The 13,987-nt window shown below is 72.7% G+C and carries 12 protein-coding genes; 4 read left to right on the top strand and 8 right to left on the bottom strand.

The features are described 5' to 3' along the window. Nucleotides 1-17: 17 nt before the first annotated feature. Nucleotides 18-965: a ferric reductase-like transmembrane domain-containing protein gene (locus AB0J90_RS21435; protein ID WP_363598391.1), complete on the top strand. Its 948-nt coding sequence runs from the start codon at nt 18-20 to the stop codon at nt 963-965. After that, entirely contained in the window at nt 962-2,269 is a 1,308-nt protein-coding gene (locus tag AB0J90_RS21430; protein WP_363598389.1) for an FAD-dependent oxidoreductase, read from the top strand. The genes AB0J90_RS21435 and AB0J90_RS21430 overlap by 4 nt, the downstream gene beginning before the upstream one ends. Nucleotides 2,270-2,351: 82 nt before the next feature. Here the strand turns inward: AB0J90_RS21430 and AB0J90_RS21425 are convergent, their stop codons facing one another. Together AB0J90_RS21425 and AB0J90_RS21420 are read right to left on the bottom strand one after the other, a co-directional pair. Further along, nucleotides 2,352-3,026, bottom strand: a complete 675-nt coding sequence (locus AB0J90_RS21425; RefSeq protein ID WP_363598387.1) for a hypothetical protein — start codon at nt 3,024-3,026, stop codon at nt 2,352-2,354. A gap of 139 nt (nt 3,027-3,165) precedes the next feature. Next, nucleotides 3,166-3,918 (bottom strand): SDR family oxidoreductase, encoded by a 753-nt coding sequence (locus AB0J90_RS21420; protein ID WP_363598385.1) that lies wholly within the window; start codon nt 3,916-3,918, stop codon nt 3,166-3,168. Between the two features lie 137 nt (nt 3,919-4,055). On the opposite strand from AB0J90_RS21420, the gene AB0J90_RS21415 reads away from it, so the two are divergent. Continuing rightward, nucleotides 4,056-4,916, top strand: coding sequence for a helix-turn-helix transcriptional regulator (locus AB0J90_RS21415; RefSeq protein WP_363598383.1), 861 nt, complete (start codon nt 4,056-4,058; stop codon nt 4,914-4,916). 196 nt (nt 4,917-5,112) lie between these two features. After that, nucleotides 5,113-6,720 (top strand): FAD-binding protein, encoded by a 1,608-nt coding sequence (locus AB0J90_RS21410; RefSeq protein ID WP_363598381.1) that lies wholly within the window; start codon nt 5,113-5,115, stop codon nt 6,718-6,720. 135 nt (nt 6,721-6,855) lie between these two features. Here AB0J90_RS21410 and AB0J90_RS21405 read toward each other — a convergent pair whose 3' ends face one another. The 6 genes from AB0J90_RS21405 to AB0J90_RS21380 all read right to left on the bottom strand — a co-directional run bounded on the left by AB0J90_RS21405 (nt 6,856) and on the right by AB0J90_RS21380 (nt 13,978). Next, complete coding sequence (locus tag AB0J90_RS21405) at nt 6,856-7,620, bottom strand: zf-HC2 domain-containing protein (RefSeq protein ID WP_363598379.1); 765 nt, start codon at nt 7,618-7,620, stop codon at nt 6,856-6,858. Next, complete coding sequence (locus tag AB0J90_RS21400) at nt 7,617-8,309, bottom strand: sigma-70 family RNA polymerase sigma factor (RefSeq protein WP_326560147.1); 693 nt, start codon at nt 8,307-8,309, stop codon at nt 7,617-7,619. Before AB0J90_RS21400 ends, AB0J90_RS21405 begins: the two co-directional genes overlap by 4 nt. A gap of 140 nt (nt 8,310-8,449) precedes the next feature. Further along, the gene (locus AB0J90_RS21395) at nt 8,450-9,307 is read right to left on the bottom strand and encodes a fused MFS/spermidine synthase (protein WP_363598377.1); all 858 of its coding nucleotides are present in this window, start codon (nt 9,305-9,307) and stop codon (nt 8,450-8,452) included. Between the two features lie 62 nt (nt 9,308-9,369). Further along, on the bottom strand, nt 9,370-10,344 hold the full coding sequence (locus AB0J90_RS21390; protein ID WP_363598375.1) for a hypothetical protein: 975 nt from the start codon (nt 10,342-10,344) through the stop codon (nt 9,370-9,372). Then, nucleotides 10,341-12,833, bottom strand: coding sequence for an SMC family ATPase (locus tag AB0J90_RS21385; RefSeq protein ID WP_363598373.1), 2,493 nt, complete (start codon nt 12,831-12,833; stop codon nt 10,341-10,343). The genes AB0J90_RS21390 and AB0J90_RS21385 overlap by 4 nt, the downstream gene beginning before the upstream one ends. After that, nucleotides 12,833-13,978, bottom strand: coding sequence for an exonuclease SbcCD subunit D (locus AB0J90_RS21380; protein ID WP_363598371.1), 1,146 nt, complete (start codon nt 13,976-13,978; stop codon nt 12,833-12,835). Before AB0J90_RS21380 ends, AB0J90_RS21385 begins: the two co-directional genes overlap by 1 nt. Between the last annotated feature and the right edge of the window lie 9 nt (nt 13,979-13,987).

Genomic DNA, 13,987 nt, shown 5'->3' with positions numbered 1-13,987 from the left:
ATAGGAGGACCGCAGGCGTGCGCAGTGCGCAGGAAAGTGTGCATCTCATCGCCGCGACCGTGGGATTTATTTCATTCTTCCTGCTCTGGCTCGCGGTGTTGTCCGGCCTGGTCCTGCGCAACGGCTGGGCGCTGACCCGGATCCGCCATTCGACCGCACACGCCACCCATTCCACGATCGCCCTGCTGGGGCTCTGTCTCGGGCTGGTGCACGCCCTCGTCCAGCTCGCCTCAACCGGTGGCCCGGTCCGGCTGGTCGACCAGTTCATCCCCTTCCTCAACCCGGACGACCCGATCGGCATCGGGGTCGGGGTGATCGCGCTGGAACTGCTCCTCGCCACCACGTTGTCCGTACTGATCCAGCGTCGGCTGGGGTACTCCCGGTGGCGGGCGCTGCACGCGCTGACGTACGTGGCGTTCATGCTGCTCGTCGCACACGTGCTGATCTCCGGCTCGGATGTCGGGCCGCCCGCCGTCTGGGGCAGCGTACTGGTTGCCTGGTTGTCCACTGTGGCGCTCTGGTTCACGACCACACCCTGGGCCAGCGACCTGCGTCGTGACCTGGGCGACCGGTTCACCGCCCGGCGGCGCGGGCAGGAGGTCACCATCGACGTGGACGCCAACCGGTGCGCCCGGTTCGGCTTCTGCGAACACGAGGCGCCGGACGTGTTCACGCTGCGCGGCGACGGGCGGTTGGCGTACAAGGCGATGGTCCCGGCGGACCAGACCAACGCGGTGATCCGAGCGGTCGAGGTCTGTCCCGCGCGGGCGATTACCCTCAACCGCGTGCCGACCACCGTGCTGACCCCGCTCCCGGTCGACCTCGACCTCGAACCGCCGTCCAATCCCGACACCGAACCGGCCCGGCCCAGCCGCGCCGCCCGGCGACCCCGGCCCCGTCCGGGTCCGCGATCCGTACCCTCGGGCAGCGCCACGGGGGTGCACCGCCGCGACGGTGCGCCGTGAGGCGGCGTGGACCACGCTCGGCGTACGACCGGGTGGTGGTGGTCGGAGCGGGCCGGGCCGGTGTGGCCGCGGCCGAGGAACTGCGGCGGGCCGGTTTCCGGGGCGACGTACGGGTGCTCGGCGGCGAGCCGGAAGCCCCCTACGACCGACCGGCTTGCTCGAAGGGTCTGCTCACCGGACACCGACGGCCCAGCGACGTACGCATGCCGGTGCTCGACGGCGCCGACATCACCTGGCACCTGGGCCGGCGTGCGGTGCACCTGGACCCGGACCGCCGGATCGTCACCACCGACACCGACGAGCGTTTCGGCTACGACGGCCTGGTGATCGCCACCGGCGCCCAGGCGGCCCTGCCGCGCGACTGGCCGGTGGGCGAACCGGGGCTGCACACCCTGCGCACGCTCGCCGACGCGTGGGCGCTGCGCGCCGCCCTGCGCGACGCCGACCGGGTGGTGGTGATCGGGGCCGGCCTGACCGGCTGCGAGGTCGCCTCCGCGGTACGCACCCTGGCCCGCGACGCCGTGCTGGTCGACTCGAAGCCGTACGTCCTGGGGCGCGCGGTCGGCGAGACCGTCGGCCGGCTGGTCGGCAAGGAGGTGGCCCGCGACGGGGTGCAGTTGCGGCTCGGCCGCCGGGTCACCGGGTTGAACCGTCGGCGTCGGGGCTGGCTGGTCGAACTGGACGACGGCGACGAGATCCAGGCCGACCTGGTGGTGACCACCACCGGTGAGCGTCCCGACGTCGACTGGCTCGACGGCGCCGGTCTCGACATCACCGACGGGGTGCTCTGCGACGAGAGCCTGCGGGTGCTCGGCGCCGAGGGAATCGTCGCAGCCGGCACCGTCGCCCGCTGGCCGAACCTGCGCTACTCCGACCGCCCGGTCCGCTGCGGACAGTGGATCGCAGCGCTGCAGCAGGGACGCGCCGCCGCGCACACCCTGCTCGCCGGGGACCGTGCGGTGGAACCGGTCACCCTGGTGCCACGCTTCTGGTCCGACCAGTACGGGCTGCGCATCCAGGTCTGCGGCGAGTTGCCGGGCAACGCCGAGGTGACCGTCACCGAACTCCGTCCGGGGCGACGTGACGTGGCCCGGGCCGGAGTGCTGGTCGGCTACCACGACGAGGGTCGACTCGTCGGACTGGTCGCGGTCAACGCCCCGCACGCCTTCACCTCCATCACCCGGACCATGCTCGCCAGCACCACGATCACCGTGCCCGCACCCGTTTCCGTGTCCGCCTCCGCACCGGTTCCGGTGCCGGCGGTCGAGCCGGCCGCCCCGCGGCGGCTCGCCGCGGCGAGCTGAGCGGACACGCTCCGACCGACCACCGGCGACGGCCGGCCGCGCCCTGTCGGCAACGGCCGGCCGCCGCGTCGGTGGCCACCGGTCAGTACGAGTACGAGTCGCCGCCGGTGCTCTCGGCGGCACCGCCCTCACCGTCGGCCGGCGGCAGCGGAACGGGCTTCGGGGTGCCCTCGGGCAGGCAGCTCAGGTTCTTCTTGCCGTCCGGCGCGACCACGAACCAGGTGCCGCCGACCTTCTGGCCCTTCCACTGGCCCGGCTTCAGGTCACCGATGTAGCGGTAGACCGGCCAGCCGCCGATGGTGAGCTGACGGGTGCCGTCCTCGCGGGTGACCTCGCCGACCTTCTCCTCGTCGACCCCGGTCACCTCGGTGTTGCCGTCGGTCAGTGCCGGCGGCCAGAGCCGGGCGCAGTCACCGTTGCAGTTGCTGGTCGGCGGGTTGGCCGAGTCCTTGTCGAACCGGTAGAGGATCCAGCCCTTCTGGTCGGTCACCACCGAACCCATCTTGGCGACCTTCTTGCCGTTCAGTTCCGTGGTGAGAGGCGCGTTCGACGGCGGGTTCGGCGCGGCGGAGGCCGACGGTTCCGGGGTCGCACTCGGCGCTGCCGCCGCCTCGGCCGCCGCGTTCGCCACCGGCTCGGTGTCGGCGGCGGGCTGGGTCGGGTCGTACCCGGCCGGGGCGCAGGCCGTCAGTGCGGCCACCACGGTCATTGCGGCCAGTGTGCTCGCAATGGTCGCGGTTCGCTTGATCAGTGCCACGTGTCCTCCTCAGCTTGGCAGGTCACGGGGAAGTACGGCGATTAACGGCCGGCGGATGAGGTGATAGACGGTGGACAATTTCACAGCAAATCGTTGAACTGTTCCCTCCGGTTTCCCGTACCCGTCCTGATGGATGGCTCTACCAGGGCAGTACGCCGTACGAGTTGCTGCCGTCCATCAGGAAGCCCCACAGCAGCCCGGTGGGCCCGTCCTCACCCAGAGTGGCCAGGTGGACGCTCACCTCGGCGCCCTGGTCCGGCGTACGGAATCCGCTGTTGCCGTTCAGGTCGGTGGCGCAGTAACCGGGATTCGCCGCGTTCACCCTGATCGGGGTGTCCCGCAGTTCCTTCGCGTACATGGCGGTGACCATGTTCAGTGCCGACTTCGACGACGGGTACGCCACCGAGGCGATCGGGAACAGCGGATGCGCCGGATCGGTCATGATGCCGATCGACCCGACCTCGCTGGAGACGTTGACGATCCGCGCCGCCGGGGCGGCCAGCAGCAGCGGGAGCAGGACGTTGGTGACCGTGACGACACCGAACACGTTCGTCTCGTACACCTCGCGCAGGGTCGCCAGCGTGGTCTCGCTCGGCCGACCGGTCCCGTCGCCCCGGGCGATCCCGGCGTTGTTGACCAGTACGTCCAGGTGTGCGTATTGATCGGAAATCCGTTTCGCCGCCCGGGCCACCGAATCCTCGTCGGTGACGTCGAGTTCCACGGCGTACGCGTCGGCACCGCCGTCGCGCAGTGCCCGCTCGGCCTCCCGGCCCCGCTCCGGGTCACGGGCGCCGACCAGCACGGTGTAGCCGCGCTCGCCGAGCTGCCGGGCGGTGGAAAGTCCGATTCCCTTGTTCGCCCCGGTGATCAGGGCGGTCATGTTGGTGGTCATGACCCGAGCGTGCCGACGGGCGCGGCCGGGCGGGAGAGACCGGTCGGGGCTGGTACCGGCGGTACCACCCACGCCCGGTGCGGCGGGACCGGCATCGGGAGCACCATGGAAGTCATGAACACGGGGAACGGGCGGCTATGAGCACGGCGAACGGGTCCGGGCTGCGGCGCGACGAGCTGGCGGCGTTCCTGCGCAGCCGGCGGGCCCGGTTGCGGCCCGGTGACGCCGGCCTGCCGGAGGGCATCGGTCGCCGTACGCCGGGGCTGCGCCGGCAGGAGGTGGCACAGCTCGCCGGGATGTCGATCGACTACTACATCCGGCTGGAGCAGCGGCGGGGCCCGCACCCGTCCCGGCAGGTGCTGCTGGCGCTGGCGCGGGCGCTGATGCTCAACCGGGACGAGCGCGAGTACCTGTTCCGGATCGCCGGGGAGAACCCGCCCGCGACGGCCGGACCGAGCCGGGAGGTGACGGCGGGCGTACGGCACCTGATCGACTCGATGGTCGAGACCCCGGCGTACGTCGTCGACGCCAAGTACGACGTACTGGCCTGGAACCGGCTGGCGACGTACTTCGTCGGGGACCTGACGGCGGTGCCGGAGTTCGACCGCAACACGATCCGCTGGATGTTCCGCCGGCCCGCCAACGACCAGCACTGGGAGGACGCCGACGCGGTGCGGTTCGCCCGCAGTTCGGTCGCGGACCTGCGCGCCGCGTACGGGCGTTATCCGGGGGACCTGGGCATCGAGGAGCTGGTGACCGAACTGCTGGCCAGCTCGTCCTGGTTCGCCGAGCTGTGGGCGGACCACGACGTCGAGGTCCGGCGGCGGATCGTCAAGCGGGTGGCGCACCCCGAGGTCGGGCCGCTCGAGTTCGAGTGCCAGGTGCTGCACCTGGCCGACTCCGACCAGCGGATGATCGTCTACGTGGCCGAACCCGGTTCCGCCACCCACGACACCTTCCGCCGCCTCGGCGGCCGGGCCGACCTGCCCGCCGCCTAGGGTTCCCTTCCGCGAACCGGGAATCTCCGTCGTGGCCGGCGACCGCCAGCAGAGTGGTCGCGGCACCACCACGCCCCCCATCGGTGGTGGGGCCAGCCCCCGGTTCAAGCCTCCGGTCAGCGGGATTTCCCGAGCGCATCACGCTGCGTAGCGTCGGTCCGGCAAGGTCGCCACCGAGCACGAAGGAGACACGTCCATGGGGGATCACACCAGGCGGAGCCTGTTACGCAGTACAGCCATCGCCGCCGCGGCCGGCGTGGCCGTCCATCAGGGACTGGCGGCGTCACCCGCGTCCGGTGCGCCGGGACCGGCGTGGCCGCCACCGCTCGGCCCGATCCGGGTCACGCCGGACGACCCGCGGTACCAGGACCTGGTACAGCGTCGCTACAACCTGCGGTTCCAGGGCACGCCGGAGCAGGTACGCGTGGTGGGTACGACCGACCATGTCGTGCGGGCGGTCCAGGAGGCCGTACGCGCCGGCAAGCGGGTCGCGGTGCGCAGCGGTGGGCACTGTTTCGAGAACTTCGTCGACGACCCGGCCGTACGCGTGGTCATCGACATGTCGGGCATGACCGGCGTCTACTTCGACCCTCGGCACAACGCGTTCGCGGTCGAGGCGGGCGCGACGCTGGGCGAGGCGTACCGGAGGCTCTTCCTGGGGTGGGGGGTGACCATCCCCGGCGGTTACTGCCCGGAGGTAGGTGCCGGTGGGCACGTCCAGGGCGGCGGATACGGGCCGCTGTGCCGGCTGCTCGGCCTGGTCGTCGACTACCTGTACGGGGTCGAGGTGGTAGTCGTGGACCGTGACGGCACCGCACGGAGCGTGGTCGCCACCAGGGAGCCGTCGGACCCCAACCGTGAACTCTGGTGGGCGCACACCGGTGGCGGTGGCGGGAACTTCGGCGTCGTCACCCGCTACTGGTTTCGTACACCGGGCGCACGCGGCGCCGACCCGACCCGACTGCTACCCCAGCCGCCGGCCTCGGTGCTGACGTTCGAGATGGAGTGGTCGTGGGAGGGACTCGGCCCGGACGCGTTCGCGCGGCTGGTGGGCAACCACGGGCGATGGTTCGAGCGACACAGCGGACCGGGTACGCCGTACGCCGGCCTCTACAGCGAGCTGCTCCTCTTCCGCCGCCAGTCCGGCCGGCTCATGATGCTCGGGCAGGTGGCCGGCGCCAATGCCGAACGGCTGCTCGACGAGCACGTCGCCGCGCTGAGCGCCGGGTTCGCTCCGCCCTCGGCCCGCACGCAGCAGCGACTACCGTGGCTCGCCTCGGCGCTGCGCGGTCCGGGCGAGGACCCCGGCCGGTGGCGGCTCAAGACCAAGGCGGGGTACCTGCGGCGGCGCCTCACCGACCGACAGGTGGAAGTCGTACACCGCCACCTGACCAGGGACGACTACGACATCGTGGGCGGGACGCTGAGCCTGAACTCGTACGGCGGTCAGGTCAACGCCGTCGCGCCGGAGGCGACCGCCGCCGCCCAGCGCGACTCGATCCTGAAGCTCTTCTACCTCGTGGCCTGGGCGGACCCGAAGGACGAGGCCCGGCACCTGAGGTGGATCCGCGAGTTCTACCGGGACATGTACGCCGACACCGGCGGCGTGCCGGTGCCGGGCCCTGTCAACGACGGCTCCTTCGTCAACTACCCGGACACCGACCTGGCCGACCCCGGGTGGAACACGTCCGGGGTGCCCTGGCACGCCCTGTACTACAAGGGGAACTACCCCCGCCTGCGCCGGGTCAAGGCCCGCTGGGACCCCCGCGGCGTCTTCCACCACACCCTGTCCGTCCGCCCGTAACCCGGATCGGCAACCGCCACCGGCCATCGCCCGGGCTGGCCCGCCCAGAGGGGGGTCGGCCCGGGCCGAACGGGTACGTGTCGCCGAACTCGCGTACCCCGGCGACGTCGAGGGTGATCCGGTGGTTCGCCGCGTTCAGAGGGGAATGGTGACCAGCGCCGTCGCGGCTCCCTTGTCGTCGAGCGCCTGGATCTGCATCCGGTCGATCTCGGTACGCGGCGCCGAGGTGGTGCTCTGCAGCAGCAGCGGTTCCGGGCGGGCCGGCGTGCCGTAACCCTCGGTCGGCACGGTCCAGCTCGACAGCACCTCCGGATCACCGTTCTTGCGCAGCACCACCAGCCGGCAGACCCGCGGGCCGGTGAGGTTGCGCAGCGCGAACGAGACCTGGGTGCCGAACGGCCGGGCGTCGAGCAGCAGGTCGGCGCGGACGCCGGTGTCCTTGTCGGTGACGGTCACCTTCTCCCCGTTCGGTACGTCCGGGAAGCTGCCGTTGGTCCACGGTGGAGCGCCGACCTGGGTCACCGGTCCGGACGGACCGGGCGTCTTCGAGTCACCGCCGACCCAGTTCGCGCCGGCCACCAGGGCCAGCCCGCTGAGCAGCGCCACCACCACGACACCCGCGGCCAGGCTCAGGATCCGCTGGCTGCGGGCCCGGCGCCGGTCCCGGCCGACAACCGTCAGCGCGCGGGTGACCATCGTGTCGTCGGCGGTCGCCCGTTCCATCACCGCCAGGTCGTCCCGGTCGACCTCGGCGAGCAGGTCCACCACCGGCAGCATCGACTCCAGTTCACCGGCGCAGGCCCAGCAGTCCGCCAGGTGCTCCTCGAACCGTATCGTGTCCTCTTCGTCGAGCACGCCCAACGCGTACGAGGCGACGTCGAAGTGGTCGGACCGGCTCATTCGGTCACCCCCCGCTGTTGCAGCGCGGTCCGCAGGGCGCGTAGCGCGTAGTAGACCCGGGACTTGGCGGTGCCCAGCGGCAGCCCCAACTCCTCGGCGGCCTCCGGGACCGTACGGCCCCGGAAATAGGTGGCGACGAGGATCTCGCGATGCGAGTCGCTCAGTGTGCGGAGTGCGTCGGTAACCGTCATCAGGCGTAGCACCCGTTCGGTTTCGTCGGCTTCGGCAAAGGTTTCCAGGTCGCGGTCGTAGGTTTCCGCCGGCCGGGCCTGCCCGCTGCGATGTTCGTCGATGACGATCCGGCGGGCGACGGTGACCAGCCAGGGCCGCAGGGACGTCTGCCCCTGGGCACCGAGTCGGTGCGCGTTTCGCCAGGCACGCAAAAGCGTTTCCTGTACGACATCCTCGGCCCGCTGTCGGTCCCCGCCGGTAAGCCGGAGCACGAACATCAACAGAGGGCCGGCATGCTGCTCATATAGGAGCCGGACCAGATCGTCTGAACGGTTGGCCTCGGCTGATCCGGATTGGTGGCGGCCGGTAGCCGATCGTGGCGTCACGCGAACATCATTGCGGGCCGCGATCCGGGCGTCGATACCGCCCCCGGCTTCGATATCCCGTCGCGGTTGGGGTGCGCGCACCCAGTCCGCCCGGACCAGGTCGGCGGGCCGTTCTTCGGTCACCGTGTGCATTCACCCCTCCGCTTCCGGTCATCCAGCCACCGAGGGGTACGGATTCGGACCGGGAACGGATCAACGGCATTGCACCTGATCCGTGGCGACCGGAAATCAGCCCGGTGCGGAGCGGCTCACACGTCGCGCAGTGGCGCGGATCACCCGGCGACGCCGAAGGTGCCGGCCGGCGGCGCGGCGGAACCGGTCGCGGTGGCGTCCACCACTATCTTGGCGCCGCCGACGAACCGTTCCAGCTCCTCGTCGGCCAGCACCCGGCCGGGAAACCAGTCACCGGCCGCACGGCGGGTCAATTCGGCCACCGGCGGTGGCACCCGCCCGGCGACCAGCACCAGGTTGCCGTACCGGCGACCGCGCAACACCGCCGCGTCGGCGACCAGGCAGGCCATCGGCAGCACCGACCGGATCGTGGCGACCTGACCCCGGATGTGCTTCAGCGGCGGCCCGTCGGCGACGTTCACCAGGTAGCTGCCGGCCGGGCGGAGCACCCGTGCCACCTCGGCGGCGAACTCGACCGAGGTGAGGTGGGCCGGGGTCCGGGCACCGGCGAACACGTCGGCGACCACCAGGTCGTAGGAGTCCTCCGGGGATCCGCTCAGCGCCTCGCGGGCGTCGCCGACCCGTACCTTGAGCCGGGCCTGCGGTGGCCACGGCAGTTCCCGGCGGACGAGTTCGACCAGGGCGGCGTCGATCTCGACCACCCGCTGGGTGGAGCCGGGGCGGGTCTGTGCCACGTACCGGGGCAGGGTCAGGGCGCCGCCGCCGAGGTGCAGCACCCGCAGCGGCGTACCGGCCGGGGCGACCAGGTCGATCGCGGCGGCCATCCGGCGGATGTACTCGAATTCGAGGTGGGTCGGGTCGTCCAGGTCGACGTGCGACTGCGGGGTGCCGTCGAGATTGAGCGTGAACGATCGCGGCCGGTCGGGGTCGGGCACCAACTCGGCGAGCCCGGTGTCGACCCGTACGGCGAGCCGGTCCGGACCTCGCTTGCGTGCCATACCGCCAGTATCGTCGGTCGACCCCGCGCCCGTCCGGCGGCTGCCCCAGCGGCAGGGCCGGCTCAGCGGTACGGGCGGTTGGCGGCCATGGTGAGCGTGCGGTGCAGCAGCCGGGCATCGCCGAGCAGGGCCCGCAGCCGGCGCTCCAGCCCGGCGATCGGGATCAGGTTCTGCGGTGCCCGAGGGTCCTTGTACGGCGACGAGGCGAACCGGGGCAGCGTCACCAGGGACCGGTCGGCGAGCCCGATCGCCTCCGGCACGCTCAGTTCGGCCGAGCACTCGACCCGGACGATCCCGGCCCACGGCGCCCCGGTGGTGCCCGGCAGCCGCAGGTACCAGGAGTAGCCGCCCCAGGCGGTGCCGAGCTTGAACACCGGGGACCGTTCCCCCGGCGCCAGCCGGGTCACCACGGCGGTCAGCCCGGCGTCCAGGTATTGGCTGTGCTGGGTCTTGATGTAGCCGATGGTGCGCGGCAGGTGGCGCCGGTTGCGCAGTGGCCCGTCGAGCACCAGCAGGTCGTCGTCGGTCCTGGCCGCGTCGGAGACCTCGACCTCCAGCGCGGTCAGCGGCCCCTGCACGGCCGCCGGCAGCTTGCTCAGCTCGCCGCTGCCGCCGACCCGGTGCAGCGTGTAGCGGACCTGTCCGGCGAGTACGTCCCCGGCCGACGGGCTGGCGGTGAACAGTCCCCGGGCGACCCGCGTACCGGCCAGTTCGGCTGCGCCGCGCCGCAGGTCGCAGCGGACCACGCCAGCGGCGTACGAGGCGGCGATGCCCGGGTACGAGGCGCCGTCGTCCTCGCGGGTCCAGACGCTGGCGTCGATCCGGCGTACCCCGTCGACCAGCAGCACCACGTCCGGCGCCGCCAACCCGTCCGGTACGCCCACCGCCCGCCACTCGTCGGCGGGCAGCTCGACGTCCGGCTCCACCTTGGCACTGCTCGGTGCCGCCGGCCCGCCGGCCGCCTCGAACGAGGCCCCGTAGGAGGGATCCCAGCCGTCGACGTAGTACCGGGGCGGTGGCGCCTGCACGCCGGTCATCCGATCCGCTCCACCCGTGCGGTCCGGGCGTCCTTGCTGACCTCGTAGCGGACCGGCACCCGTTCGGCCAGCGCCGGTACGTGGGTCACCACGCCGACCATCCGGTCACCGCGGGCGGCCAGGGTCTCCAGGGTCGCCGCGACCGTGTCCAGGGTGGCCACGTCGAGCGTGCCGAAGCCCTCGTCGAGCAGGATCGACTCCAGGCTGGCGGTGGTGGTGGAGAGGCCGGCGAGCTGTTCGGACAGGGCCAGTGCCAGGGCCAGCGAGGCCTGGAACGTCTCCCCGCCGGACAGCGTCCGTACGCCCCGGCGCAGCCCGGCGTCGTGCTGGTCGACGACGTAGAACTCGCCCTTGTCGTGGGTGAGTTCGTACTGGCCGCCGGTCAGTTCGCGCAGGATCCGGGAGGCGCCGTCGACCAGCAGGTCCAGCGCCTCGGCGAGCAGCCACCGTTCGAAGTTGTTGGCCCGCAGGTGCCCCGCCAACGACCGTGCCGTACGGGCGGCGCGTTCATGCTCGACGCGTTTCTGGAGAAGCTGTTCGGCCTGCTCCCGTCGCTGGGCCAGGCGCCGCTGTTCGGCCTCGGCGGCCACCACCGCGACCGCCGCGGCGGCCACCGGGTCGGTGCCGGAGCGGCCGGTTTCGCTGCCGGCGGGCACCCCGGCGGCGGTGAACAGGGCGGTGATGCCGGCGGCGACGGTGTCGGCGGCGGCCCGTGCCTCGGCCACCGCACTCGCGGCGTCGACCCGGTCGGCCCGGCGGCGGTCCGCCTCCCGCCGCGCCCAGTCGCGCAGCACCTCCCAGGCGGCGGCGAGATCGTCCCGGTCGGCGGCGGGCGGGCCGAGCCGGGCGATCCGGTCACGGGCGGTGTCGAACTCCCGCCCGGCGAGCCGGACCCGCTCCTCGGCCGCCTCGACGCCGGTCCGGGCCCGACGCGAGGATTCCCGTGCGGTACGTACCGCCGTGCCGGCCTGGTCGAGTTGGCCGCGCAGCTTGTCCAGGGTGGCGAGTTCGCGGCGCAGGGCGGCCGGGCCGGGTGAGTCGACCAGCCGGGCGTCGAGTTCGGACAGTGCGGCGGCGAGCTGGTCGTGCCGGGCGCGGGCCCGGTCGAGGTCGCGTTCCAGGGCGCGGGCGGCCCGCTCGCGTTCGGTGAGGACCTTGGCGGCGGCGTCCGCGGTGGTCCTGGCGGTGTGGCCGGCGGCCTCGGCGGCGGTCACCGCGGAACCGGCCGGCACCGCCGGCACCACGTGCACCTCCTGCTCGCAGACCGGGCACGGCGCCCCGGCGGTCAGGTGTCCGCGCAGCGCGGCGGCCCGATCCGCGGTCTGCGCCTCCTGGTACGCCTTGCGCGCCGCCTCCAGCTCCAGCGCCGCCCGCTCGGCGTCGGCGCGGGCCCGGTCGAGTGCGGCCAGCGCGGCGGTGTGGTCGACCTCCGCGCTGGTCAGCCCGGACCCGAGGGCTTCCGCCTCGGCGGCCACCCGGTCCCGTTCGGTGTGCGCCTGCAACAGCAGCCGCAGCAGGGTCGGGTCACCCGCCGAGGCCAGCTCACCGCGTACCTTCTCTTCGCGTTCCTCGGCCAGGGTGACCGCCGCGACGGTTTCCGCCGCCACGGCCCGCGCGTCGGTCACCGCCCGCGCCACGGCGGCGACGTCGGCCGGCGGGTGGATCCGGTCCAGTTCGGCGAGTTCGCCGTCGAGCGCGGTCAGCCGGGCCGCCGCCGCGTCCGCCGCCGCACGGGCCCGTTCCAGTTCGGGTACGGCGGCCCGCACGTCGTCGGCGAGCCGGTGCATCGCGTCGACGTGCTCGGTGGCGGCGGTCAGGGTCTCCTCGTCGGCGTCGGTGAGCCCCTGTAGCACCTGGTTGACCGCGGCGAGCTGTGCCTCGGCCCCGACCGCCCGGCCGGTCGCGGCCTGCTGCACCCGTTCGTAGACGCCGAGCCCGAGCAGGTTGACCAGGATCTGCTGCCGGGTGGCCGGCTTGGCGTGCAGGAAGTCGGCGAACTGCCCCTGCGGCAGCACCACACAGCTGGTGAACTGCTCGTACGGCAGGCCGACCGCGGTCAGCACCGCCGCCTCCATGTCGGCCGGGGTGCCGGCCAGCGCCTCGCCGAGATCCTCCGGGCTCATCCCGGTGTCGAGCTTGGTCACGTCGAAGCCGTCGGGCATCCGTTGCAGGCCGGCGTTGCCGGTCTTGACGTTGCCCCGGCTGTCGCGCCGCACCACCCGGGTGGCCACGTAACGCGAACCGGCGGAGTCGAAGACCAGCCGGACCCGTGCCTCGACCGCGGACGGGGCGAGGGCGTTGGCGATGCCGCGTACGCCACCCCAGCGGGGCACGGTGCCGTAGAGGGCGAAGCAGATCGCGTCGAGCACCGTCGACTTGCCCGAACCGGTCGGACCGACCAAGGCGAAGAAGTCGGCGTCGGTGAAGTCGATCGTGGTGGGCTCCCGGAAGACGGTGAAGCCCGCCAGGTCCAGCCGGAGCGGACGCACTACCCGCCCACCTCCTCGTACAGCTCGTCGAACAGGTCGCGTACGCCGTCGTCGTCCGGGCCCCGGCTGTCCAGGTAGTCGCCGAACAGTTCCCGAGCCGAGCGACCGGCCCGGGGCGCGGCCCGGGTACGGCCGGCCGCCGCCAGCAGCTCCGGATCGACCCGGACCTCCAGCGCACGGGGGAGCAGGGCCTGCACCTCCTCGCGCAGCCCGGCCCGGGGTGTCTCGCGTACGTACACCCGAAGCCAGCCGTCCGGCGCCTCGATCTCGGCCAGCTCGGCGAGCGTGCCCCGGACCGTACGCAGCGGCGAGGCGGCGGTGATCGGCACCTCCCGGGTACGGGCCGCGGTGCTGGTACCCACCTCGACGATGGTGACCGAGGGCCGGTTCTCCTCCTCGCCGAAGTCGATCGCGAGCGGGCTGCCGCTGTAGCGGATCGGGGCCGGTCCGGGCACCTGCTGGGACCGGTGCAGGTGGCCGAGCGCCACGTAGTGCGCGTTGGTCGGGAAGATCGTCGCCGGCACCGCATAACCGAGTACGGTCTGCGACTCCCGCTCGCCGCCGCCGGCCATCGCGCCGACCACGGTCAGGTGGGCGGTGACCAGGTGCACCCGGTCCGGTTCGGTGAAGCTCTCGGTGAGCCGCCGGATCAGCCGCCCGATGTGGTCGGCGTACGTCTGGTTGGCCTCGGCGGCGGTCAGCTCGTACATCTCGGTGGCGCGGACCGCGTACCGCTGGGAGAGGAACGGCAGCGCGACCAGCCGCCACCGCTCGCCACCGGCGGTGACCCCGTCGACCAGGTGTTCCTCCGGGGTGTCCCGGACACTTCCGCGCAGCGCCACCCCGGCCGCGTCGGCCCACGGCCGCAGCGCGTCCAGCGCCGGCCCGTTGTCGTGGTTGCCGCCTACCGCGACCACCTGCGCGCCGGTGCTGCGCAGCGCGGTCAGCGCGCGGGTGACCAGCCGGGTCGCCTCCGGGGTGGGCGCGGCGGTGTCGTAGAGGTCACCGGCGACGATCACCAGGTCGGGTTGCTCGGCCCGGGCGACCTCCACCACCTGGGCCAGCACCGCCACCTGTTCGGCGACCCGTGACTGTCCCTTGAGGACCTTGCCGATGTGCCAGTCGGAGGTGTGCAGGATCTTCACGGCGGAGTC

This window comes from Micromonospora sp. NPDC049523 (genome assembly GCF_040676775.1).
Classification (GTDB): domain Bacteria; phylum Actinomycetota; class Actinomycetes; order Mycobacteriales; family Micromonosporaceae; genus Micromonospora_G.
The sequence above is the reverse complement of the archived record's forward strand: the minus strand, read 5'-3'. Positions and strand labels throughout refer to the sequence as shown.